Annotated in this window: 20 protein-coding genes and 1 other annotated feature; of the genes, 18 read left to right on the top strand and 2 right to left on the bottom strand. The window is 53.5% G+C overall.

The genetic code is table 11. The annotated features are described in order from the left end of the window. The first annotated feature begins 34 nt into the window (after positions 1–34). From uvsE to ACTHPM_RS25485, 10 genes are all read left to right on the top strand, one after another. Positions 35–1,036, top strand: coding sequence for a UV DNA damage repair endonuclease UvsE (uvsE, locus tag ACTHPM_RS25530; RefSeq protein ID WP_440398035.1), 1,002 nt, complete (start codon positions 35–37; stop codon positions 1,034–1,036). 123 nt (positions 1,037–1,159) lie between these two features. Next, complete coding sequence (locus tag ACTHPM_RS25525; protein WP_440398036.1) at positions 1,160–2,032, top strand: inositol monophosphatase family protein; 873 nt, start codon at positions 1,160–1,162, stop codon at positions 2,030–2,032. An 88-nt stretch (positions 2,033–2,120) separates the two neighbouring features. Then, complete coding sequence (locus tag ACTHPM_RS25520) at positions 2,121–2,384, top strand: hypothetical protein (RefSeq protein ID WP_440398037.1); 264 nt, start codon at positions 2,121–2,123, stop codon at positions 2,382–2,384. A gap of 180 nt (positions 2,385–2,564) precedes the next feature. Next, positions 2,565–3,917: an ABC transporter substrate-binding protein gene (locus tag ACTHPM_RS25515; protein ID WP_440398038.1), complete on the top strand. Its 1,353-nt coding sequence runs from the start codon at positions 2,565–2,567 to the stop codon at positions 3,915–3,917. Between the two features lie 306 nt (positions 3,918–4,223). After that, complete coding sequence (locus ACTHPM_RS25510) at positions 4,224–5,180, top strand: carbohydrate ABC transporter permease (RefSeq protein WP_440398039.1); 957 nt, start codon at positions 4,224–4,226, stop codon at positions 5,178–5,180. Then, on the top strand, positions 5,177–6,043 hold the full coding sequence (locus ACTHPM_RS25505; protein ID WP_440398040.1) for a carbohydrate ABC transporter permease: 867 nt from the start codon (positions 5,177–5,179) through the stop codon (positions 6,041–6,043). The genes ACTHPM_RS25510 and ACTHPM_RS25505 overlap by 4 nt, the downstream gene beginning before the upstream one ends. A gap of 135 nt (positions 6,044–6,178) precedes the next feature. Then, positions 6,179–7,903 (top strand): cache domain-containing sensor histidine kinase, encoded by a 1,725-nt coding sequence (locus ACTHPM_RS25500; RefSeq protein WP_440398041.1) that lies wholly within the window; start codon positions 6,179–6,181, stop codon positions 7,901–7,903. Positions 7,904–7,951: 48 nt separating this feature from the next. Next, on the top strand, positions 7,952–9,298 hold the full coding sequence (locus ACTHPM_RS25495; protein WP_440398042.1) for an ABC transporter substrate-binding protein: 1,347 nt from the start codon (positions 7,952–7,954) through the stop codon (positions 9,296–9,298). A gap of 13 nt (positions 9,299–9,311) precedes the next feature. After that, positions 9,312–10,904: a response regulator gene (locus tag ACTHPM_RS25490; RefSeq protein WP_440398043.1), complete on the top strand. Its 1,593-nt coding sequence runs from the start codon at positions 9,312–9,314 to the stop codon at positions 10,902–10,904. Positions 10,905–10,986: 82 nt separating this feature from the next. Then, positions 10,987–12,246, top strand: coding sequence for a stalk domain-containing protein (locus tag ACTHPM_RS25485; protein ID WP_440398044.1), 1,260 nt, complete (start codon positions 10,987–10,989; stop codon positions 12,244–12,246). 50 nt (positions 12,247–12,296) lie between these two features. Here the strand turns inward: ACTHPM_RS25485 and trpS are convergent, their stop codons facing one another. Further along, complete coding sequence (gene trpS, locus ACTHPM_RS25480; RefSeq protein WP_440398045.1) at positions 12,297–13,313, bottom strand: tryptophan--tRNA ligase; 1,017 nt, start codon at positions 13,311–13,313, stop codon at positions 12,297–12,299. A gap of 155 nt (positions 13,314–13,468) precedes the next feature. Continuing rightward, positions 13,469–13,775, bottom strand: a binding site (T-box leader). A gap of 144 nt (positions 13,776–13,919) precedes the next feature. Between trpS and ACTHPM_RS25475 the strand changes: the two genes are divergently transcribed. Beyond that, positions 13,920–14,549 carry a VanZ family protein gene (locus ACTHPM_RS25475; protein WP_440398046.1) on the top strand — a complete coding sequence of 210 codons (630 nt, stop codon included), beginning with the start codon at positions 13,920–13,922 and terminating at the stop codon, positions 14,547–14,549. Between the two features lie 106 nt (positions 14,550–14,655). Here ACTHPM_RS25475 and ACTHPM_RS25470 read toward each other — a convergent pair whose 3' ends face one another. After that, on the bottom strand, positions 14,656–15,672 hold the full coding sequence (locus ACTHPM_RS25470; RefSeq protein WP_440398047.1) for a LacI family DNA-binding transcriptional regulator: 1,017 nt from the start codon (positions 15,670–15,672) through the stop codon (positions 14,656–14,658). A gap of 405 nt (positions 15,673–16,077) precedes the next feature. Here ACTHPM_RS25470 and ACTHPM_RS25465 point away from each other — a divergent pair, with 405 nt between their 5' ends. From ACTHPM_RS25465 to ACTHPM_RS25435, 7 genes are all read left to right on the top strand, one after another. Next, entirely contained in the window at positions 16,078–17,214 is a 1,137-nt protein-coding gene (locus ACTHPM_RS25465; protein ID WP_440398048.1) for an ABC transporter substrate-binding protein, read from the top strand. 181 nt (positions 17,215–17,395) lie between these two features. Next, positions 17,396–18,172: a carbohydrate ABC transporter permease gene (locus ACTHPM_RS25460; protein WP_440421726.1), complete on the top strand. Its 777-nt coding sequence runs from the start codon at positions 17,396–17,398 to the stop codon at positions 18,170–18,172. Between the two features lie 15 nt (positions 18,173–18,187). Continuing rightward, a complete protein-coding gene (locus ACTHPM_RS25455; protein ID WP_440398050.1) occupies positions 18,188–19,012 on the top strand; it encodes a carbohydrate ABC transporter permease in 825 nt (274 codons plus the stop codon). Positions 19,013–19,045: 33 nt separating this feature from the next. After that, positions 19,046–20,347 (top strand): alpha-galactosidase, encoded by a 1,302-nt coding sequence (gene melA, locus ACTHPM_RS25450; protein ID WP_440398051.1) that lies wholly within the window; start codon positions 19,046–19,048, stop codon positions 20,345–20,347. A gap of 5 nt (positions 20,348–20,352) precedes the next feature. Next, positions 20,353–21,297, top strand: coding sequence for a carbohydrate kinase family protein (locus ACTHPM_RS25445; RefSeq protein ID WP_440421724.1), 945 nt, complete (start codon positions 20,353–20,355; stop codon positions 21,295–21,297). A gap of 126 nt (positions 21,298–21,423) precedes the next feature. Then, on the top strand, positions 21,424–22,962 hold the full coding sequence (locus tag ACTHPM_RS25440) for a choice-of-anchor Q domain-containing protein (protein WP_440398053.1): 1,539 nt from the start codon (positions 21,424–21,426) through the stop codon (positions 22,960–22,962). A 366-nt stretch (positions 22,963–23,328) separates the two neighbouring features. Further along, on the top strand, positions 23,329–25,128 hold the full coding sequence (locus ACTHPM_RS25435; RefSeq protein ID WP_440398054.1) for a sensor histidine kinase: 1,800 nt from the start codon (positions 23,329–23,331) through the stop codon (positions 25,126–25,128). Positions 25,129–25,138 lie beyond the last annotated feature (10 nt).

The following is a 25,138-nucleotide window of genomic DNA, read 5'->3' as shown; positions in this document are numbered from 1 at the left end:
TTTCTAACTTGAAACCATAAGGAGTAGAGGATTCATGATCGTCAGGTTCGGCTATGTCGCCATGTCAATGCTTATCAAGGACTCGTCCCCGTCCAAAACGATGACGATGGCTAGCTTCAGCAAGCTCAGCGACCGGGAAGCGGCAGTTCGCAAGCTTGAGCGGATTGCGGAAGGGAACCTTCACAACACGCTCAGACTGCTGAAGCACAACAATGGGAATGACATTCAGGTATACCGGTTCTCTTCGAAGCTGATTCCGCTCGCGACGCATGATGATTTGAGCGATTGGGATCCGTTCGTGGCATTGAAGGAACCGTTTGCCGAAGTCGGACGGTATGTGAAGGACCATGATATGCGGGTGTCCTTTCATCCGGATCATTTTACCGTGCTGAGTACGCCACGGGACAATGTGCTTCGCAGCTCCATCCGCGACCTTCGGCATCATGTCAAGATGCTGCAGGCCATGGGGCTGAACCGTACCGCGAAGAACAATATCCACATCGGGGGCGCTTATAAGGATAAGCCTTCAGCAGCCGGAAGATTCATCGAACATTTTGCCGGGCTCGACGAGGAGATCCAGAACCGCCTGACCCTTGAAAACGACGACAAAACCTTTACCGCCGTTGAGACGCTGGATGTATGCAAATCGACGGGACTGCCGATGGTGCTGGATATTCATCATCAGTGGGTGAACAACGATGGCGAGAAGCCCTGGGAGCTCTGGCCTGATATTATGCAGACTTGGGCCGGGCCGCTGGCTCAGGCTGATGCGGATCCGGACAAGCCTCTGCCACCCAAAATCCATATTTCCAGCCCGAAAAGCGAAAGCGATCCGCGCAGCCATGCCGACCTGGTGAATACCGGCCCCCTGCTGGAATTCCTCCGGGAAATCGCCGGCAGCACGCCGGCCATCGACGTCATGATCGAGGCTAAATATAAGGATCAGGCTTTATTTCACCTCATGAAGGATTTGGCCTCTCATGCATCGGACGGCGTGAAGGTGCTCAGCGGAGCGAGCATCGAAATTTCGGGATGAAATTGGGCGAAACTTTAAATCTATCATGACGTATACTTTAGAAGCATAGATTTGGGAAATGACGGGGCTCATCCGGAGCCCTGATGAACGTTAGACGATAACACAGAAAGTAGAGTGAGCGCTTTGAACCAAGAGGATAAGACTCCTTATGTCGTGACGAGCAAAAGCTATACCGCTGTGGCAATCAATGCCGCGTCCAAGGCGGGCGAATGGATTAAAAGCAGATTGGGTACCGTAAAACAATTAAATACGAAATCCGCCGTAAGCGATCTTGTGACGGAAGTGGACAAGGGTGCGGAGCAGATGATCCGCAAGCTGATCTTTACCCACTTCCCGGATCATGCGCTTCTCGGCGAGGAAGGCGTGGAGCCCGGTCCTGAAGCTTCCGCCAAAGCACTGGAAAAGGTTGCCGAGGAAGAATATCTATGGATCGTGGATCCCGTTGACGGAACGACGAACTACGTGCACGGATTCCCGTTCTTTTCCGTATCGATTGCCCTCGCGCACAAAGGCGAAGTCATTGTCGGCGTCATCTATGACCCTTCCCGCGATGAGATGTTCGTCGCTGAGAAAGGGAAAGGGGCTTATGTCCATGGCAGACGAATGAACGTCGCACCCGAAGCGGCGCTGGATCAAAGCTTGCTGGCTACCGGGTTCCCGGTAGGCCGGGACAGCACGTTGCCGACGAATATGGCCGGCCTCGCGCATTTGGCCCCGAAGGTCCGCAACATCCGCTCCGGCGGTTCGGCCGCTCTGCATCTTGCTTATGTGGCTGCAGGCCGTTTGACGGGCTTCTGGGAGATCGGTCTGAATGCCTGGGATACGGCTGCGGGTGCGCTGATGGTAACGGAATCCGGCGGTCAAGTCACCGATACGATGGGCAACCCGTACCACTTGGGGGTACGCAATATATCGGCCACGAACGGGGCCGTGCATGGCGAATTGGTGCAGGCTTTGAAGGAAGCCGCGGCCACCGGGCTTGAAGACGGCGAATAGGGCCGTTTCAGTTGCGGATTCGGAGGGTATAACATATCGCATGCGCCTTCCCGGCGAGGGCGTCATTATCGCAAAGGAGTGTCTGGCTATGAGTGGAAATGATGATTTGGAGCGTCAGCTCAGTGAGATGCTAACCGAAGGCGAGATGGAGGATTTGCAAAACCGCAAAGATCAGGAGCGGGAGCTCATCTCACCCCGATATGAAATCAGGATTCAGACGACACTTGATCCGATTGTGGAGGAAACGTGGAATTACCGCAGCATGGCTCGGGAGCTGGATGACCGGTATGACCGTTATCTCGATAGAGCGAAGTCAGGGAAACCGGCAACCAAGCAAGCAGACAACAGCTAACAGCATATGAACTTATACCCGAAGGCCTTTATGAAGCATATCGCTTACATAAGGGCCTTTTTTTCGTGCCGTAATAATTTCAACCTTAAATCGAAAGTTTGCCTCCTCAAAATTTGCCGTGCTCTCCTTTAGACTAAACCTTGTAAACGTCAAACCTATTTTCGAGAGGGGTAAAGAGCAATGAAAAGAGGTAAGAAATGGCCGATGATGCTGCTTTCGCTGATGCTGACGGCATCGCTCGCCGCATGTGGAGGCAAGAGCGGCACGGAGGACGCCCAAACAACTCCGGAGAAGACGACAGATAATAAGACCGCGCAAACGGATGACACCAAAAAGGATTCCGGCGAAAAGGTCGAGCTGACCTTCTGGTCGCTCGGAACAACGAACTATGAGGAGCTGGGCAAGGAGTACACGAAGGAACACCCGAACGTGACGATCAAGTTCCAGAACACCTCCGACCAGACGGCCCACCACAACAACCTGACCACGGCGCTGTCCGCGGGCTCCGGTGCGCCTGACATTTTCATGCTTGAAATCGGATTCATGGAGCGGTTCATTACCGCGGAAGATAAATTTTATAACCTGAATGATTTAGGTGCTAAAGATATTGCCGGAAACTATCTGGATTGGAAATGGAAACAGGGGTCTTCCAAGGACGGCAGCTTCCAGATCGGTCTTCCGACGGATATCGGTCCGACAGTCGTATACTACCGCACAGACCTGGCTGAACAGGCCGGACTTCCAACCGAGCCGGACGCGTTCGGCAAGGCAATCGATTCTTGGGATAAATTCGCAACCGTGGCGAAGCAGTTCAAGGATAAAACAGGCAAACCGTTCGCCGACCTGACGGATCTGGTCTATAACGGCATCCGCGACCAATCTGAAGGCGAAATTTACTTCAGCAAAGAAGACGGCTCTTTCATCGGCGACAAAAACCCGCAGGTGAAAAAGGCTTACGACTTTACGGTCAAAGGCATTCAAGAAGGCTGGATCGGCAACACGCTGCTGTGGTCTCCGGAGTGGGGTCAAGCGACGAACGACGGTGGATTCGATGTGATGCTCGGACCAGCTTGGATGGCGGGCAACATCAAGAGCAACGGCCCGGATTCCACGGGCAAATGGAGAATTACGCAGCTTCCTGAGGGCGCCGGCAACTGGGGCGGTTCGTTCCTGACGCTGCCGAAGCAGGGCAAGCATTCGAAAGAAGCCTACGAGTTCATCTCCTGGCTGGACAACAAGGAAAACCAGCTGGAATCGTTCAAAACGAAGGGGCTTATGCCTTCCATTCCGGCACTGTATACGGATGAAGCATTCACAGGCTTCAAAGACGACTTCTTCGGCGGCCAAGCGACTGCTGTTGAATACGGTAAAGCCGCTCAGCGCGTAAAACCTGTCTACTACGGTCCGCTGCATGACCAAACGGATACCTTCTTCAAGGATGCGCTCAAGAACGTGCTTGAGAAAAAAGCCGACCCTGCCAAAGAGTGGGACGCAGCCGTTGAAAAGGCGAAGACGCTGGCAGCGCGGAGCTAGGACTACTCTCTCAAACAAACATGCATGCGTAGCGGAGGAGACGGAATCATTCTGAAGAAGCATCAGCGGTCGCCTAAAAGCTTTCCGCAGGAAAGCTAGCATCGGAAGCATAGCCTTTGTATCCGAATTTTAACCTTTTAAGGTTAGATCAGAAAATTTGGATACAACAGCGATCGGAAGAATGATCCGTATACGAGCGACCACAGTGCATAATTACCACCATCATCACCCCGGATCCGCACGGCGGAGGCTAGCCCCCTCCCCGGCGGGTCCGGGTCATTCCAAAGTACTTCATGGAGGTGCCCCATGGCAGAACCCGTAACCGCTGTTCAACCTGCACCGGCCGGCAAGCGGCCATTCTGGACCGAGCAAAAGCGGAGCCGGTTAACGGCCTATACGTTTATATCGCCTTTTTTTATTTTGTTCGCCATTTTCGGCTTGTACCCGATCTTCTTTACGATTTATTTGTCCTTCTTCAAGTGGGATGCGCTCGGTCCGATGAAATACGTCGGCTTCAAAAACTATGATCTGGTCACGAGCGATCCGTTATTTTGGACGTCCTTCACCAATACGCTCATCATGGGCGTTATGGGTACGATCCCGCAGCTGATCATCGCCCTTTTGGTGGCCATTATGCTGAACTCTGCGATGACGCGCTTCAAGAAGACCTTCAGGGTTCTCTTTTTTATGCCGAACATCACGTCCATCGTTGCAGTTACCCTTGTTTTCAGCACACTGTTTGGCAATAACGGTATGATCAACTGGCTGCTGAACCAGATGGGACTCGAGAGCATGGCTTTCAACTCCGGCTGGTGGGGCGTGAAGATCGCCATCTCCACGATGGTCATGTGGCGCTGGATGGGATACAACGCCATCATTTTCCTGTCAGGCCTTCAGAGCATTCCGCTGGACCTGTACGAGGCGGCGCGCATCGACGGGGCCAATCGGCGCCAGCAGCTAGCCTACATCACGCTGCCGCTCCTGAAGCCATTCATCGTCTTTGTCACCTTGATCTCGACGATCGGATCCCTGCAGCTCTTCACGGAGCCGTACGTATATCTCGGACAGTCGGGCACGGGCTCGACGCGGCAGGAAGGCATCACCATGGTTACGTATCTGTACAGCGAAGCATTCCGTAACGGGTTCTTTGGAACCGCGGCGGCGACAGCGGTCATGCTGTTCATCATTACGATTATTTTCTCCATGATCAACATGTGGGTTACCGGCCGCATGGAAGGCGACACAGGAGGTGGCAAGAAATGAGTTCAAACACGTGGACCCCTTCGAAAGCACCCGGCGATGCCGGCATTGTCAGCAAAACCCTGTTCTACCTGCTGCTCATCATCGGTGCGCTGGTATCCATATTTCCGTTCTACTGGATGTTCGTCATTGCAACGAACGATCGTGGAGCCGTGTTCCATATTCCTCCGCTATTAACAATCGGGGGCGAGTTCTTCAACAACTTCCAGCGCGTGCTGGAGCGGACCGATTTCTTTCAGGCGCTGCTGAATTCCTTGTTCGTGTCGTCAATGGTCACGATCTCGGTCGTGTTCTTCTGTACGCTTGCGGGGTATGCTTTTGCCAAATTCGAATTTCCGTTTAAAAATGCACTGTTTTACTTCGTCATCGCAACCTTGTTCGTACCTTCGCAGCTGAGCGTCCTGCCGACGTACATCATTATGGCGAAGCTGCACTGGATCGACACCTACCGGGCACTGATCGTGCCGGCGATGGTCAATGCCTTCGGGATTTTCTGGATGAGGCAGTATGCGGCGACGGCGGTACACTCGGAACTGATTGAATCCGGGCGAATCGACGGGGGAGGCCATTTCCGGATTTTCTGGAGCATTGCCGTTCCCGTCATAACGCCAGCCATGGCGACGCTCGGCATCCTGAACTTCATGAACGTGTGGAATGATTTCTTCTGGCCTTTGGTCGTGCTGAAGAACAGCGAGCATTTCACCATTCAGATCGCGCTGCAGCAGCTGTTCTCGAACCGCGACGGTCTGGATTACGGCATGATCATGTCCGCGACCTTTACAGCGACACTGCCGCTGCTTATCGTCTTCCTGCTGTTCAGCCGCTGGGTCATCGCGGGCCTCACCTCCGGTGCGGTTAAGAGCTAAGGTCCCTAGATTGGGACGTGGACTAAGCCACAGCAAAAAACTTGCCGCGGCAATCTATTGTTTCATGCAAGGAATTATAAACATGATGAAGAATAATAGAGTGAAGCCACAGATCAGGGCGCAGGAGGAAATGCCATGAAGCTCCGCCGTAAAATCTTGCTTGCTATTATTCTTCTTGTGTTTATCCCGGTCATTGTGATGGGCATCGTTTCGTATTACAATTTTTCAAGCGCTATGGAGAAGAAGTCGAACAATTTCTATGGGATCTCGCTGCTGGAGACCGACCGGAAGCTGAAGTTCGCCCTCAATGAAATCAACTCGATCTCGAACGCGGCGATCACGCAGCCGTCGATTCAGCAGGCTTTGAAGAATCAGGATTCGATCATGACCTATGACCGCAAGCAGGAAATCAACAATTTGCTCATTAATCATCCGATGATTACGTCATTCAGCTTGTATTCCAAGACCCATCTCGTCTATCAATACAATGCGCCTTTATCGTATACAGATATGAAGAACCAGGTATGGTTCCGCGATATGGCAAAGGCCGAAGGCAGGCCGGTCTGGTCAGGTCCGGGGGAGAATGGCTCCGCCGAGACAGGTAAACCGGTCATGATCCATGCACGTATGATCAAAGACTATTATTCGCTCGAGGACATCGGCTATCTCGTCATTTATGTGAAACCCGACATTCTGGATCAGGTGTTCTGGGAATCCGCTACATTGAAGAGCGGGGACATTCTGCTCGTAAACAAGCAGGGGAGCATCGTGTTTAATAAATCCGGCGGGCATATCGGCGAGAAGGTTCATTTTCCGTTCTTGTCTGCGGGCTTCCGTCAGGACAAGGATTACTACGTGGATTCGTACCAGCATGAGAAATCGCTCATCACGTTCCTGCCATCCCATAATGAACAGTGGTACCTGGTCGCGGTCACCCCGCTCAAGCTGATCCGCTCGGAATCGGTGTCGATCCGCAACATCGCGGTGATTCTGGTGCTGTTCTCGCTTTTGTCCGCATTATGGTTCGACCAGTTCTTCATCCGCAGGCTCGTCCGCAGCATTATCAGCGCGGTCAACGGCATGAAACGGGTGAAGCAGGGCATCTTCGTGCCGATCCAGTCGCATGTGGAGCGCTTTGACGAAACGGATCTGCTGATTGACGGCTTTAACCGCATGAGCCAGCAAATCCAGGAGCTCCTGCAGCAGGTGGAGACCGAACAGACACGCAAAAAAGAAGCCGAAATGCAGGCTCTGGTCGCTCAGATCAACCCGCATTTTATATATAACTCGCTCGAATCCATCAATTCCATGGCCGTGCTGGCCGGAAACCGGGATATCAGCAAAATGGTCATCTCGCTCGGCAAGCTGCTGCGCATCAGCATCAGCGAAAATCAGGAGCTGATCACCATGAACATGGAGTTCGAGCATGTACGTCATTACATGAATATTCAAAAATACCGTTTCGAGGACCGGTTCGAATACGAGATTGACCTTCCCGAATCCTTGAAATCCTTCATGACGCAAAAGCTGATCGTCCAGCCGATCGTGGAAAACGCTTTGTACCACGCGATTGAGCCGATGGAGGATAAGGGCTGTATTCGCATCGTAGCCCGGGATGCCGGTAACGACATCATCATTGACGTGACCGACAACGGGCCGGGATTCGATCAGGACACCCTGCTTCATTTGGGAGATGAGCACGCCCAAGGGACGAAAAAGTACCGCGACAGCGGCGTCGGACTGAAAAATGTGCATGAACGCCTTCGCATCCGTTTTGGCGGACATTATGGCATTCTCGTTTGCTCCTCACCGGGCTTTGGGTCGACCATCCGCATCCGGCTGCCCAAAATTATGCCATAACCGATGAAGCCGGCTGCGAAGGAGGATGAAGCCTTGAGGAAATTACATATGAAAAAATGGCTGAACTGGAGCTGGGCCCTGCTGTATGCCATCATCCTTACCGTTACGGTGACGCTTGTCGCGCGCGGCAATCACCATGATATCGAAGAGGAGACGACCGAGAAAATCACGCTCACCTTCCGCCATTTCTGGATCACCGAGCATGACCGCCCGATGCTGAATATTTTCGAGGATATCGTCCGGCGGTACGAGAATGCTCATCCCAACGTGAAGGTGAACTTTGAAGGCATGGACCAGACGATTCACCGGGAGCAGAAGCTGAAGAGCGAAATGCTGACAGGCACGGCCCCCGACATGTTTGTGCTGTTCGGCGGAGCGGAGATCGAGCCTTATATCCGTTCGAACCGGCTGATGGACCTGACGGAGTTCGTGAGGACCAACCATCTGGAAAAGGAATTCAAGGATTTGCAATTGTGGTCCTTCGATAACCGGATCTATGGGCTGCCGATCGAAGGCAACGCCGAGCCGCTATACGTGAACAAGGAAATTTTCGACAAGCTGGGACTTGCGCTTCCGGAGTCGCTCAGCCAGCTGAATAACGCCGTGAAGGTGCTGAAGGCGAACGGATATATTCCGTTTGCGCTTGGCAATGAGGATCGCTGGCCGGCAGCGATATTCGCCCATTATTTGATGGACCGTTACAGCAATCCGCAGATGATCGATGATATCGTACAAGGCAAAAGCGGCGCGGCCTTTCAGAACAGCGGGTATCTCCAAGCATTCGAGCAGCTGGAGGCGTGGGGCAGGGAAGGCGCCTTCGGGCCGTCGCCTAACGAGCTTTCGACGGAAGAAGCGATTGACCTGTTTACGCACGAAAAAGCGGGGATGTATTTGAACGGCAACTGGGACATCACGCTGTTTCACAATGAGAAAGCCCCGCCGGCGTTCCAAAACGAGGTCAGCGTTATTCCGTTCCCTTCGCTCATTCCCGGCGGACCGAGATCGATGGCCGGAGGCTACACCTTCGGGATCGGCCTTTCCTCGAATCTGACCGAGGCGCAGCAGAAGGCAGCCTTGGAACTGATGAAGGCTTTTTATTCGAAGGAAGTACAGAACCGGATCGTCTACGAAGGCCTGCGCATTCCGTCGATGCGAGTCGATTTTGACGCAGAGAAGACGGGTCCGATTTTTACCCAGGTAACGGGGCTGATGGAACAAACCAAGACGACCTTCGTGCCGTATGACAATATTTTGTCGCCTGAAGTGAAACGGTCGTTTCTGGCGGTCGTGGAAGAAATGATCAACCGTCAAATCACGGCGGGGGATGCGCTGAACCGCATGGATGATGCTCTGCGGAAGTATTGGAGCCTGCGGCGCAGCTCTACCGTGAAATGAACAAGGGGTGTGAGTGATGGGAAGAGCCGCCAAATACAAAGTCATTCTGGTGGATGACGAGCCGATGATCCTGCGCAGCCTGCAGGCGGCGATCGACTGGGAGGAGCTCGGGCTGGAAGTGGTCGGAACGGCAAGAAACGGGGATGGCGCCCTGAAGCTGGCGGCCGAGCATTCGCCCGACATGATCGTCAGCGATATCCGCATGCCCGGCATGGACGGCCTGACCTTGATGAGGGAGGTGCTGTCGGAAAGCCCGAAGCGGATCTTTATCGTCATCAGTGGTTATGGCGAGTTCGAATACGCACGGGAGGCGCTCCGGCAGGGAGCCTTCGATTACCTGCTCAAGCCGATCGACCACGATGAACTGACTGGAATGCTGCAGCGCGCGGTCACGCAGCTCGATGCCCAGCATGCGAATGACAAGCTGCTGCATTCGGTGCAGGTGCTGTCCGTGATGGCCCGGGAGCGGTTGTTCTCGGAATGGATCGAGGGCAACGACAGGCCGCTCGCCTACATGCAGTGGATGGAGAACAGCGAGCTGGAACAGGCCTATTTTATGGCTGTCGTTCAGCTTGATCATTACCTTCGCCTGAATGAGCAGTGGCTGATGGATGAGAAGCGGCTGTGGCTGTTTGCCATAAGGAACATATTGGAGGAATGGTCCTCGCAGCATGGGGGCTTGACCGTGTTTCCCTTTCACAGCGGCGAATGGATCATTCTTTTTCCGGAAGGACTTCAGGAAGAGAAGGCTGCTCTTGGCAACGACTTGATCCTGCAGATCCGGAAATACTCCAAGCTGAGATGCTCCGTCGGTATCAGCCGGGGCAGCAAAGGCATCAAGCAGCTGAGCATGGCGTATCAGAGCGCAACCCGGGCCCTCTATCAACGCTTTTATTCCGAGCAGGAAGGGGTGTTCATCGACCACGATCAAGTGGAACAGGAGACGCGCCCTATGGATATCAAGTATCCCAAGCATTTGGAATCGGCGCTGATCGACAGCGTCCGCACGCTGGACGCCCCGCGGCTGTCCTCGTTGTTTGATGAACTGAGGTCCTACATCGAGCAGCATGCGTTCGCCAAGGAAACGGCAGAGCGCATGCTTGTGGAAATTGCGGTTGTGCTGTACCGTCAGCTGGAGTATGCGAACCTGCTCGCGGAATGGCCGCTGGACGGCTTGGTCCAGAACCTGTATGAGGCAGGAAATTTGAACGAGTCGATCGGCATGCTGAAACAGGCGTTCACGCAGCAGATGAAAGAGAGCATGCGCAGTCAGACGAAAGAGGACGGACACTCGCTGGTCGAGAAGGCAAAGCTGTATATTTTGAACCATTACCACAAGGATCTGAGCATTGAAGAGGTGGCGGAGGTCGTCGATCTCAGCATCAGCCATTTCTGCACGCTGTTCAAACAGATATCGGGATACACCTTCCTCGAGTATTTGACGGAATGCCGGATGGATAAGGCCAAATACATCCTGAAAAATACCAGCGTCAAGGTATATCAGATCGCGCCGCTGGTAGGCTACCAGGACCCGAAATATTTTACCCAGGTATTCAAGAAAGCGACGGGGAGAACGCCGTCCGAATTTCGTGAAGAAACGGGTTAACCCCATTAGCAGAAGATGGTAAAATGGTAGAAGCCTTCACCGCCGGGTGGGGGCTTTTTTATCTATGAGAGGGAGTGATCGAATGCGCAATTCTTTGAAAAAGTACATATCTGCTGTTTCCGCGGCCATGCTGATGTCTACGATGCTGCTCGGCGCGGCTTCGGCTGCGCCGGTTACGGAGGGCGCAGGGGAGAAGCAGCCGTACCGTATCGTGGCGCTTGGCGACTCGCTGACGGTAGGGTATGAGCCGGGCAAGAGCGAAACGGAGCGGCCGTACGGCTTCGTCGACCGGCTGCAGGAGCAGGCGCTGCTGCACGGACGTGCCGAGACGGTCAACGTTGGCATTGCCGGTCTCAAAAGCGGCGGGCTGCTGAATTTCGTGGAAGCGGTGAAGAAGGGGCAGGCCATCACGGCTGACGCGATCCAGCCGAAGCTTGTGGATCCGCGCGCGGCACAGATCGGAGCCGCGGCTGCGCAGACGAAGTCGGACCTTGCGGCGGCGGATGCGGTAACGATTACGATCGGCGGCAACGATCTGTCCGAGCTGATTGCGGGGGCCGGCAAGCTCTCGGATGCGGACCTGCAGGCTCGCACGCAGGAGCTGTTCAAGCTGTATACGGACAGCATGGGCGTGATTGTGGCCGACCTGCACGAGCTGAACCCGGACACGCTCATCGTGGTGGCGGATCAATACCAGCCGATGCCGGAGGTCGCCGACAAGGTGCTTTATCCGAAGCTTGGTCAAGCGGCGGAAGCATTCACGGGCGTCATCGACAAGATGGCAGCCGACTTTACCGCTCAAGGAATCAACGTGAAGGTCGCCCATGTGGCGAAGGAATTCGTCGGCGGGGAAGGCACGATGACCCATATCATCAAGGACCGGGACATTCATCCGAATCAGCTTGGCTATGAAGCGATGGCGGGCGTATTCGCGAAGGTGATCTGGGGCAGCTACACCAAGCTGGCCGCGCATGAAGCGGGAACCCCGATGGGAATCTTCGTGAAGGGGAAAGAGCTGAACACCCCGTATAAGCCGGTCATCCGCCAGAACCTGAATTTCGTCGCCATCAAGGATATCGTGGACGCGATCGGAGCTACCTCGAAATGGGACAACAAAACGTCGAGCGCCACGATTGCGTATGAGGGACATACGGTCGTCATTACCATCGGGGCCAAAACTGTGAAAGTGGACGGCAAGGCTGTTCCCGTCGATGCGCCGGCTTTCCTGAACAAGGTGGGCAAGGAATCGAAGACGTACGTTCCGCTGGCCGCGCTTGCATCGGGACTCGGCTTGGATGTGCAATATGTAAACAACCTTAGAACGGTCATGATTAATCCATAATAAGCGAGAAGGGCTCTCCCAATGTTGGGAGAGCCCTTTTATTTATATCATTAGGTTCGGGAAAAATAGTTGATCCCCATGGCCTCGCGTACCTCGCCCATCGTTTGGCGCGCGGCCTCGCGGGCTTTTGCGGTTCCGGTCATCAGGATGTCGTCAATGTCGCCGGAACGCTGTTCGTACTTGGCGCGGCGTTCGCGGATCGGCTTAAGCACCTCTTCGATCGCCTCGGTGATCTTAGACTTGCAGGCTGCGCAGCCGAGCGCGCCCCGGGTACACATTTCATGAATATTGCCGCTGTCTTCCGGGCGGAAAATCCGGTGATAACCGTAAATGGTGCAGACCTCCGGATGGCCGGGATCGGTCTTGTGGATGCGTGCGGGATCGGTTTTGGCCCTTCGGATCTGAAGGCTAACCTCCTCGGAGGAGGCATCAAGGGAGATGGCATTGCCAAGGCTTTTGCTCATTTTGCTGCCGCCACCCAGTCCCTCCAGACGTTCTCCGACAAGGATTCGCGGTTCCACCAACACGGGAGCGTACAGCTCGTTGAAGCGGCGCACGATCCGGCGCGTCTGTTCGATATGGGGAATCTGGTCCTCGCCAGCCGGGACGAGGGAAGCTTTGCAGAACGTGATGTCCGCCGCCTGGCTGACCGGATAGCCAAGAAAGCCGTAATATAGATCGTCATACCCGCGTTCCTGGGCTTCATGCTTCACGGTAGGATTATGACGCAGGGAGCTGACGGTAACGAACATGGAATAAAAGCAGGTCAGCTCGGCAATTTCCGGCACCATCGACTGCACGAAAATGGTGGCGCGCTCCGGGTCGATTCCGGCAGAAAGGTAGTCGAGCGCCACCTGGCGCACGCTTCGGGAGAGCAGCCCCGGGTCATGGAAATGGGTCGTCAAAGCCTGCACGTCCGCCAGCATGATATACGATTCATACTGATGCTGCAGCTGCACCCGGTTTTTCAGGCTGCCGACGTAATGGCCCAGATGCAGCTTGCCGGTCGTCCGGTCTCCGGTCAGCATAATGTCTTGCTTCGGTTGATTTACGGTTTCTGTGTTCATCATGATTCCTCCTGATTATTAAGCTTATTGCCATTCCTTCGCTTCGCCACCACCAGCCGTCATCCATGGCCATCACCTCCTGTTCTTGAGCACAAAAAAGGCCTCGTCCTTTGAAAAGCGTCAGTCCGTAAGCTTGCGCTCCGGTACAATCGCTTTCCAAGGACGAAGCCGTCAGCTTCGCGGTGCCACCTTGATTGGCTGCCTTTTCGTAGAGAAATGCAGCCCTGCTCATCAGGTACGGATTCGGCCGCCGATACTTCCTAACGCCTCTTCGATACCCTGCCCCTGTTAACGGTGGGAACATGCCGCCTGTCCTACTGGGTCAAACCGCAGATGCCTGCGGTTTACGTTCAGACCGGTCACTCCGAAGCCCACTTCCGCGTACGCCGCCACCGGCTTGCACCACCCGCCGGCTCTCTGAAGACGATCGTTTCGCATACTCTTCTTCATCATCGTGAATATGAAATCCATTGTAACGCATCCGAATGCAAAAGGAAATCATAAACCGATTCTTTAAACTTCTTTATTATTTGTTGAGAAATATCAAAGACCTTACCGTTATCCTTAATCATGTAAGCAAAATTGCATGTTAAGGGAGAAGCCGTTATGAATTCTTATCATCCTGTTCCGCCAGACCGGAGCCAATCCGGAAGGCACCAATCCGGTGCCCCGGCCGATCCGAACCATTCCATACGCATGGCGGTCAAGCTGGGCTTGATCCTGGTGTTTATCGTTTATTTATATGTGCTCGTGAAGATCATTTTGTTCAAGTTTGGAGGCTCGAGCCCCGGTTTCTACCTGCTGCAGCTGATCGAGAGCATCACGCATCCGGATCGGATCCTGCACCGTCTGAGGCTGATGAGCAATCTTGTGCCCATGCATGAGATTATCGGGAATATTCACAATCTCGCGAGTCCGTCCGGCTTCATCAACTTTTTCGGAAACATCGCCGCCTTCATGCCGCTCGGGTTCCTGCTGCCGCTGGTCTGCGGATTCCGGTCCATGCCGATGCTGAAGGTGCTGCTGATTTCTTTCGCAGTCAGCCTGGCGCTGGAAACCGCGCAGTTGCTGCTGTTTATCGGAACCTTTGACGTCGATGACATGATCATGAATACGGCAGGCGGCGTGCTGGGATATGGGGTGCTCCGGGTGCTGCAATCGATGGCGGGGCCTGTTACCCAAAAGAGGGACGGCGAGCAGCATAATGAACCCGGGCATGGCCCTATGCCTCATTAGAAACATGTTTCATTGAAACGACCGGGAGCCGAAAAAAAGGCCTCTCTTGCCGCCTGAGGTTTAATCTTCAGAGCGAAAAGAGAGGCCTTTGCCTGTTGTGCTGCAACTACACCTGCCAAGTGCTGGATTGGCGGAAGATCGGCTGATACGGCAGAACGATTTTGACCGGCAGCGGGAAGGGCTCTCCGGTAATCTGCAGGATCGTTCTTGCGGCCATGACGCCGATTTCGAACGTCGGAATATGAATCGTCGAGAGCGGGGGGACCGTGTAGCGTGACGGCTCGTTGTCATCAAATCCGACGACAGCGAAGTCCTGGGGCATGCGGTAGCCTTTCTCGGAAATAGCCCGCATAGCGGCCATCGCCATGATGTCGCTGGCCGCGAAGACCGCTGTCGGCATCCGTCCTTGATGCTTCTCCAAAAAATTCAGCATGAGATGATAGGCGCTGTCCGGCTCCCATTCGGCATTCAGTACATGCTCCGGCTGAACCGACAGGCCGGCCTGCTCGAGGGCCTGCTTGTACCCCCGGTACCTTTTCTCCCGGTCGAATTGGCCGGATAGGCCCGTGCCTCCGATAAACATAATCTCGCGGTGGCCCTGTTCGATTAAATGTTTGACGGCGATCGATGCCGCTTCGATGCGGTCGTAGGAGATGGTCGGAATGCTCGGATCGGATACGTCGATTCCTACGATATGCGGAACGTGCTTCTTGAGATAGCTGTATAATTGGGGCTCAATGCCTTCAATAACGATCAACCCGTCGACCGAATCCTTGCCGGAGATTTGCTGTAATGTTTCAACTTTTTGCAAATCCTCTTGCGTGTAGGTAAAGGCGATTTGGTATCCGTGACGGGCCAGTTCCTTCTCGATTCCCTCAAAAATGACCGAAAAATAAGGGTGATAGCGCCGCCCCTGCATGGTCGATACGACACATCCGATTTTTTTGACAGCGGCATGTTCCTGGGATGGCACCTTCGCCATGTACCCGAGCGCTTGCGCCGCGTCCCAGATTTTCCTCTTGGTCCCGCTGCTTGAGGAGCGGTTCGAATCGTCGGCCAGAACGCGGGATACGGTCGATATAGAGACGCCGACGCGTTCGGCAATATCTTTTAATGTGGGCATGTCATGACCTGCCTTTATGTCATTATGAGGATGCTTCAAAACTTCTTGCCGTGATTGCTTACTCTATATGTTAAGTAAAATAAAATCGCAGGTCAACTGAAAAATGATGATAATATATTGCAAAATACAATAATAAATTTGCAATATAATTGCAAAAATGAATTGACTATCGCTTTCATCGGAGGTATGATTTTTATCAGATTGAGGTGATAAAGGCAAAAAAGTAAAGGGAAAGGGGTTATGTCATTGCGATATTTCAAGTGTTTCTCTATTTTTGCTCTAATTTGCATGATTTTTTCACTCCTTGGTTGCGCAAAGAAAGACGAACCTGATGCTTCTACCACCTCTGCTAATTCAACAGGCAAAACCAAACTTGTGTTTTGGAGTCATCAGGAAGATGCCATTATGAATGCTTACAAAGCGCTGATCACCAAGTACCAATCCTTGCATCCCGACATCGAGATCGACTACCAGACCTTTCCTTATGACGTGTACAATCAGAAACTCAAGGCATCCTTCTCCGCCAAAAACCCGCCCGACATCGCGGAAATGTTCGGCACCTGGGTACCGGAATACTCGAGAAACGGGGCGCTGGTGGAAATACCGGGAGGCGGGCAGCTGCGGCAGGAGTATTACGAAGCCCCGCTCGGAGGGTACACCTGGAACGACAAGCTGTATGGATTGCCGCTCGAATTTAACATCGAGAATGGCGGGATGCTGATTCACCCGCAAATGTTGAAGGATCAGGGCATCGCAGGCCCCCCGGCCACCTGGGACGAACTGGTCGAAGACGCCAAAAAACTGACGGTGCGGGGCACGAACGGCATCAAGGTGAAGGGATTCGATTTCGTCTCCAGCGACAATATCACCTTCACGTTCCTTTCTTTGATTCTGCAGCAAAACGGCAAGTATTGGGGCGATAACGACCATGTGAACTTTCAAACTCCTGAAGCACAAAAGGCGATGACCGCCTTAACCTCTTTGATCGCCACCGATAAAGTGGCGGACCTCACCACGTTTGGCGGTGAACTTGACACCTCAGACTACTTCTTTCAAGGCAGCTCAGCCATGACCTACCGGGGTCCATGGACGATTGCTGCAGGGCTGAATACATACAAGGTCAAGGACTTCGAGTATGTGCCCGTTCCTTCCTTTACGGCGAATCCGCCTGCTTATGCGGCCGAATCAGGCTGGGGGCTTGTCGCGTCCCAGAAGGGCAAGCACCAGGAAGCAGCCGTCGATTTTATCAAATTCATGTCATCCAACGATAATCTGCTCGCGTGGAACCAGGGCACGTTTACGGTTCCGGCCAAAAAAGCGGTGGCGCAAAATCCCGACTACGTCAAAGCGAATCCTTATATGAAAACATCGCTTGCTATTTTGGAGCTGGGCCAGTGGATCGGGCCTATTGCCGACCGGGACTTTTTCTTTAAAACGATCAATGATCATTTCCAATTGATGGCGACCGGCCAGGAATCGGTGGAAAGTGGTCTGCAGCAGATCGAAAAAACCATTAACGACAGTCAGGATCAACATAAATGATCGGAGTGGTGTTCGTATGAGGCATGACACTGCAGCAAGCAGCAGTCAAGGCATCGCCCCTGGTCTCCCGGGCCGTAGAGGGGGGAAAGGAAGGGGCCGCAGCTTCATCTATTTGTCGCTGGCGCCGATATTGCTATTATTCATTGTATTCGCTTTCATTCCGATTGGGTGGAGCCTGGGGTTGTCGGTATTTAAATACAATCCGCTCAGCGCAAGCGCGCTTTTCGTCGGTGCGGACAATTATATCCGCATGCTGAGCGATTCCATTTTCATCAAATCGCTTTGGGTCACGGTCAAATTCGTGGTCATTGCCGTTGCGGTCAACATCCTCATTACCTTAATGATCGCCGTCGCGATCCAGCGGATCCGTGCGGGCTGGCTGCGGAACCTGATGCGCACTGTCTTTTTTCTGCCGACGATCGCGCCGCTGGCGGGAACCGCCATCGTATGGAGCACCATGTTCAACTACAACCACGGGCTGTTTAATATCGTGCTAAACCAGCTTCATATGGCTCCCGTGCAGTGGCTGAGCGATCCCCATTATGCGCTGTACTCCGTCATCCTGATGACGCTGTGGGCCGATATGGGTTATAACATCGTGCTCTTTATCGCGGGTCTGGATTCCATTCCGGACATGTATTATGAGGCAGCCATTCTGGATGGTGCGAGCCGGTGGCATTCGTTCTGGCATGTGACGCTACCTCTGCTTCGGCGCACCATGTTGTTTGTATCCGTCACGACGGTCGTCTCCTATTTCCAGGCTTTCGCCCAGTTCCAGATCATGACCAAGGGGGAGCCGTTCAATGAGACACGGGTGCTGGCCCTTCATATTTACGAGCAGGCATTCTCCAATTCCAACATGGGGTATGCGTCCGCCATGGCTACCGTATTTCTGATCATCATTCTGCTGGTAACCCTGCTGCAGCTGAAGTGGGGACGTACCGAGTGGGAGTACTGACAAGGGGGATTTTCGATGCACCGTAGAAATCGATGGATCGACGGCATCGTCATGGTCGTGCTGATCGCGGCCGGATGCCTGATGCTGCTGCCGTATCTGTGGATGGTATTGTCTTCATTAAAAAGCAATATGGAAATCGTGTCAGGCTCGCATGCGCTTCTGCCGCAGCATCCCAGCCTGGAGGGGTACCGGACTGTCCTTGAGGACGCTCCGTTCGGAAGGTGGTTTTTGAACAGCGCGATGACGTCGGTTGTCATTACGGCCGCGACGTTATTTACGAGCGCCCTGGCGGGGTATATTTTCGCCAAGCATCAATTCAAAGGCCAGAAGCTGCTGTTTATCCTCATCTTGGCCACCATGATGATTCCATTTCAGGTGGTCATGATTCCGACCTATCTGATCACGGCCAAGCTGGGTCTGGTTAATCATTTGCTGGCGATTATCCTGCCGAATCTGGTCAGCTCTTATGGGGTGTTTCTTGCGAAGCAGTTCATCGAGGACATTCCTCAGGATTTGCTCGACGCAGCAAGGATCGACGGGGCAGGCGAGCTTCGGCTGATGGTCCGGATCATTGCGCCATTAATTCTGCCGATGCTGTCGGCGCTTGGCATTTTTACGTTCATGAATGCCTGGAACAACTATTTATGGCCGCTCATCATTCTGAACGACGAGAGCAAAATGACGGTGCCGCTCGCTCTTGTTTATTTTAACGGAACCCATATGGTCAATTATAACGTCGTCATGTCGGCGGCGGTGCTCATCACCCTTCCGGTGATTGTGGTGTTCCTGATTTTCCAGAAGCAGTTCATTAAAGGACTCACGATGACAGGCATGAAATAAACAACAGAAGAGACCATGAGGAGGAGAACTGGCATGACTAAAATATCAATTATCGGCGCAGGCAGCGCCTTTACGCAGGACATCGCCACGGACATTTTGCTGATCGAAGGCATAGAGGGCGGTACGATCGCTTTGGTGGATATCGACGCGGAGCGGCTGGAGATTGCCCGTAAACTGGTCGAGAGAATCATCGAGCTGTCCGGCAAGCGCTGGAACGTCATCGCCTCGACCGATCGCAGGGAGGTCATCGGGGGTTCGCAGTTCGTGATCAACCAAATCGAAGTGGGCGGGCTGCAAACCGTCCGCTATGAATACGAAATTCCTCTGAAATATGGGGTTAATCAATGCATCGGTGATACGCTGGGGCCCGGTGGACTGTTTAAAACGCTGCGCACGCTTCCGAGCTGGATGGACATCATCCGCGATGTGGAGGATCTGTGCCCGGACACGACTATTCTGAACTATACGAATCCGATGTCGGCGGTGACCCTGCTGACTTCGCGTGTGACCTCCATTCCGGTCGTCGGCCTGTGCCATTCCATCCAGAATACGTCCCGGCAGTTAGCCAAATACGCCAGCGTCCCTTACGAAGATATGCAGTGGAGAGCCGGAGGAATCAACCATATGTCCTGGTTTGTGGAGCTGACTCACGACGGGAAAGATCTGTACCCTGTGCTCCGCGAGAAGATCCAGAATCTAGACCTGCTGAAAAAGGACCCTGTGCGTTTCGACGCCATGAAATACCTGGGGGCCTTCGTCTCGGAATCCAGCGGACACTTCTCGGAATACATTCCGTACTACCGCAAACGGCAGTCTTTAATCGACAAGCACTGCAGCACCGGATATAACGGCGCGACAGGCTATTATGCGGATAACTGGCCGATTTGGCGCCGGGAAAATGATGAAAAAATCGTCAAGCAGCTGGAGGGCGCCCTGCCGATTGAGCTTGCGTCAAGCAACGAATACGCGGCCATCATTATTGAAGCGATGCTGAAAAATGAACCGAAGGTGATTTACGGAAACGTGCCGAATGAAGGACTGATTCATAATCTTCCCGGGGATGGGGTCGTCGAAGTAGCCTGTATGGTCGACCGCAATGGCATAAATCCATGCCGTTTCGGCAGCCTGCCGGAGCATCTGGCCGCGCTGTGCCGGTCCAACATGGCGTTCTTTGACCTGGCTGTAGGCGCTGTGCTGAATAACGACAAAGAAATGGCCCGCCATGCGCTGATGGTCGATCCGCTGTCCGCCGCGGTCTGTTCGCTGGATGAGATCAGCGACATGTTCGAGGAGCTGTATGAAGCGGAGCGCGACTTCATACCGGTGCTGAAATGATGGGATTGGGCAAGGAAAAACCGGTTGTCGTCGTGGCCGGCGAGTTGAATGTGGACATCATTGTCTCAGGAACGGACGTGATTCCGGAATGGAACCGCGAGAAAATAGTCGACGGTTTTGACATCGTACTCGGCTCCTCCTCGGCGATTACCGCAAGCGCGCTGTCCAGCCTCGGCCTGGACGTGCGGTTCGTCAGCGTGGTGGGGGCGGATGACTTTGGCCGTTTCTGCTTGAGCGAGCTGCAGCGGCTGGGCGTGAACACTGATCATGTAGCGGTGCTGCCTGAGGTCCAAACGGGGGTTACCCTCTCGTTTACGACGCCTTCCGACCGCGGTTTGATCACGTATCCGGGGAGCATTCCGCTGCTGACGCCTGACTATATTCCCGATGCATTAATTCAGGCGGCAGATCATTTGCATTTCGGCTCCTATTATTTGCAGAACGGCATGAGGCCGCATTGGAAGGAGCTATTTGGAAAGGCACATGGCTTTGGGGTCAGCACATCCTTTGATACCGGATGGGACGTGCGGGGACAGTGGGATGCCGCCGGGATCCGCGCACTGCTGGCCGTTACGGATTTGTTTATCCCCAGCGAGGAGGAGGCGCTGCATATGTTTGAGCAGGACAGCGTAGAAGCCGTATTCGGCCAACTGGCTGCCGCTCCGGGTCTGATCGCTGTCAAACAAGGCTCGAAGGGAGCATCGCTCCGATCTCCTGACGGCTCTTGCGTGTCAGCGTCTCCTTATCCGGTCACTCCAGTGGACACGACGGGGGCGGGAGATTGCTTCAACGCGGGAATGATTCGTGGTTATCTCCAAGGCTTAACCGGCAGGGAGCTGCTCGAATTCGCCAATGCCTGCGGCGCGTTGTCTACGCAGGGTTTGGGAGGAACGGGCCATCTCCCAACGGAAGCGGCGGTAGCGGCCCTGCAAGGAAGGCCCCTCCAGTAAACACATCGGCTAAGAGAGGCTCGGATCGGTAAAGGGGGTGGTCGACACATTCTTTGGCAGGGCCCCATGGTATCCTATTATCCTATTCATTTCTGCCTAAATTTTAATTGAAGGAGTTGATCGTTCGTGAAATTCGGTAAAACACTGATTACAGGTATCAGTCTGGCTGTGTTGGGACTGGGAGTCGGGTATGCAGCGCCGCAAACCGCCGCGGCCGCAGGCACCGAGTATTATGTGGCGGCTAACGGGAGCGATTCGAACGCGGGTACGAGCGCCGCACCGTGGGCAACGCTGCAGCATGCAGCGGACACAGCCGGGCCGGGAAGCACGGTCTACGTACGGGGCGGGGTGTATAACCAAAAGCTGAAGATCACCAAGTCGGGTTCCGCGGACCAAGGCCCGATCACCTTCACCAATTATAGCGGCGAGAAGCCTGTGATTGACGGAACCGGACTCTCCGTGAACGGTACGGAAGGCATCGTTGACCTTACCGACGTCAACTATGTGACGATCCAGGGGTTCGAAATCCGTAATTATACGACGACGGCAAGTAATATTATGCCTGTCGGGATTTATGTTCACGGCTCCGGCGGCAACATTACACTGTCCAATAACAAAATCCATGATATCAAAAACACGTCGACGCCTACGGGCAGCGACCTGCTCGGCCGGGATGCCCACGGCATCGCCGTGTACGGAACCAAGGCGCCGGAATCGATTCACGACGTGACGATCGACGGCAACGAGCTGTACAATTTGGTACTGGGTTCCAGTGAGTCCCTGGTTCTTAACGGAAATGTGGATACCTTTGCCGTGACGAACAATATCATTCACGACAATGACAACATCGGCATCGACGTAATCGGATTCGAAGGGAAATCGCCGAACGCCGCGTACGACCAGGCACGAAACGGAAGCATTCGCGGCAACAAGGTATACAACATTACCACCAACAACAATCCTTCGTACGGCAAAAAGCTTCCTAACAACAGCAATTCGGCGGACGGCATATATGTCGACGGAGGCAAGGACAGCATCATTGAGCAAAACTACAGCTATAACAACGATATCGGGGTGGAAATCGCCTCCGAGCATGCCGGCAAGGCGACCAGCAACATTACGATCCGCAGCAACTTTATTTATAACAACCGCTTGACAGGTATCGCGATGGGCGGGTACGACACGCAGCGCGGCTCGACGGTAGGATGCTACATCGTCAACAATACGCTGTACAAAAATGATACCCTCGGCGACGGCAGCGGCCAGCTGTATGTGCAGTATGACACCCAGAACAACGTCATCCGTAACAACATTTTCGTGGCCAGTTCGACCGATGTGCTCATTTATAATGAATACACAAAAAATTCCGGCAACGTCGTGGATTACAATCTGTACTTCGCCCCCGGTGGAAGTGCGGATGCCAACTGGACATGGAAGAACAAAGAATATACCGGCTTTGCCGCATATAAAAGGGGAACGGGCAATGACGCCCATTCCATATTTGCTGATCCGCTCCTTGTGAACCCAGCTGCAGGCGATTTGCACTTGAAGGCAGGATCGCCTGCCATTGATTCGGGATTGACAGGTTCGGATATCGGATCGTTTGATATCGACGGCCAGCCCCGCGTTCAAGGAGCAAGCGTCAATATCGGCGCGGACGAATAACGCTTCTTCTTGGTCATGATCATCCTTTAGGCAGCATCCAATTCTTCCCACGGCCGTTAGGCTCTCATGGTGCAGGAACGAAGCGCTACCCGTCATCTCGGGATAACGCAAACGCAAGGCCGCCGTTTGGCGGCCTATTTTGCTGTACGTACCTTTTTTACGCCAGCGACCGCATTTCTAACATAAAAAATATACTGGCAAGCCGGGAAAAATGCCTTACACTGGAATTCCGGAGCGACATTTCCTGTAACCCCCGATATGATTAGCGCCCCGAACTTACAAATGCCCATGATTATCGTAGAGATGCACATACTTGCGCTATTTTAGAACTGCTATATTGAAAGAAGCCGGAGGTGTTTATGGCGAATGAAGCTTCAGAACCCGTTTGCGAAAATGAACGTCAAGCAGCAGCTGATCCTGCTTTTTCTCGTGCTCGTGATCCCGCTTTTCATCCTGAACGCATACGGCAACAACAAAGCGGGGCAAATTTTGAAGCGGCATGTGACCAATGCGTACATCGAGCTGAACAAGCAAAATTTCAAGCTGATCAGCAGGGATATTGAAACGATCAACAAGGTGACCTCCACCGTGTTTCAAAATTCCATGATTCAGCAGCTCAGCACGACCAAAGACGAGAATATTCTTGCCCGGGTGAAGAATTACGAAAAGATTGAAGTCATGCTGAATACATACTCGCAGGAGGCCGACGAGAGGGAGCCGCTGTATTATTCGCTTTTCGTGTACGATCCGGATAACGCTTTCTTTTTCGCGCCGTATTATCCGGAATCCAAAAAGTCGGGCTTGTATTTTTTCTCGGAAAAGAAGGAGAAGCCGGAATGGTTCGATGAGGCCGTATCCCATAAGGGGAACGGTTATTTGAAGCTGACGGATCATCTCTCGCCTCCCGTAAAAGGACAGAAGGATCAAAAAACGCTTCTGTACGTGCGTGCGATCAACAATATCTACAAGGGCGGGACGATCGGCGTCCTGGCCGTATCGAACGTGGACGCCCGAATCGGCGAGTCCTTAAAAACAGTTTCGCTTCCCGAAGGCGAGCTCTATTTTACAGATTGGCAAAACCATATTCTGACGACGACGGAAACGGGAATGGAAGGCGTGCTGGAGCTGCCGCCGGAGCTGGATCCCGGCAGATCGGCCATCGGCGTGAAGGACGTCATCACGAAAGATTTCATTTATGTAGCCGATTATAATTATGTGCTTCAGCAGAAGCTGATCTACAAGGTGCCTGTCAAAGCGCTGCTTCAGCAGCAGAACGAAATCAAGCGGGTCATCCTGCTCATTTCGATCGCTTATTTCATCGTCGGATTGATCATTATTTTATATTTCTGGCGATCGCTCATGACGCCGCTCCAGAAGCTTGTCTTCTTCGTCCGCAGGTACGAACCCGGCAACATCGTGCCTCAGACCCCCCAGAGGAAGCGAAGCGACGAGGTCAGCGTGCTGATCTCGACGATCTACGATATGGCACGGAGGCTGAATGACCTCATTCATTATAAATACAACATGGATTTGAAGCAGAAGGAAGCGCAGCTTTCGCTTCTGTACCAGCAGATTAATCCGCATCTTTTGTACAACACGCTGGAGAGCATCTACTGGAAAAGCACGATGGAGGGAAACACCGTTTCCGCCGACATGATCAAGGATTTATCCAAATTGATGAAAATCAGCCTGAGCCGCGGCCGGGAGTTGATTACACTGGAGGAGGAGCTGGAGCATGCCACGGCTTATATCAAGCTGCAGCAGAACCGCTATGACTATGCCTTCCGCGTAGAGATGGACATTCCCGAGCATCTGTATTCAGTCAACATACCGAAGATCACGCTCCAGCCCTTGATCGAGAACGGGATCATTCATGGCATTAAAAATATGGGCGAGGACGGAGAAATCCGGATTGCCGCCGAAGAGAGCCGGGGCGTGCTGTACATCCGCATTTCCGACAACGGATTCAAGGACGTCGACTATGATGCGATCCGCAAGGTGCTTAGCGATGACTCGCCGAACTCGCCTACGGGCTACGGTATCCGCAACATACATCAGCGCCTGCAGCTGCATTACGGACCTGAATACGGACTTTCCTATGAAGGGCGGGCCGAAGGGGGAACGACGGTAACGGTATCGCTGCGGATCACGAGGCAGGACGATTAAAGGGAGGAAC

Origin of the sequence: Paenibacillus sp. SAFN-054 (genome assembly GCF_051966755.1) — a bacterium.
In the GTDB taxonomy this organism is placed as follows: Bacteria; Bacillota; Bacilli; order Paenibacillales; family Paenibacillaceae; genus Paenibacillus_AQ.
This window is presented reverse-complemented; position numbering and strand designations above follow the sequence as displayed.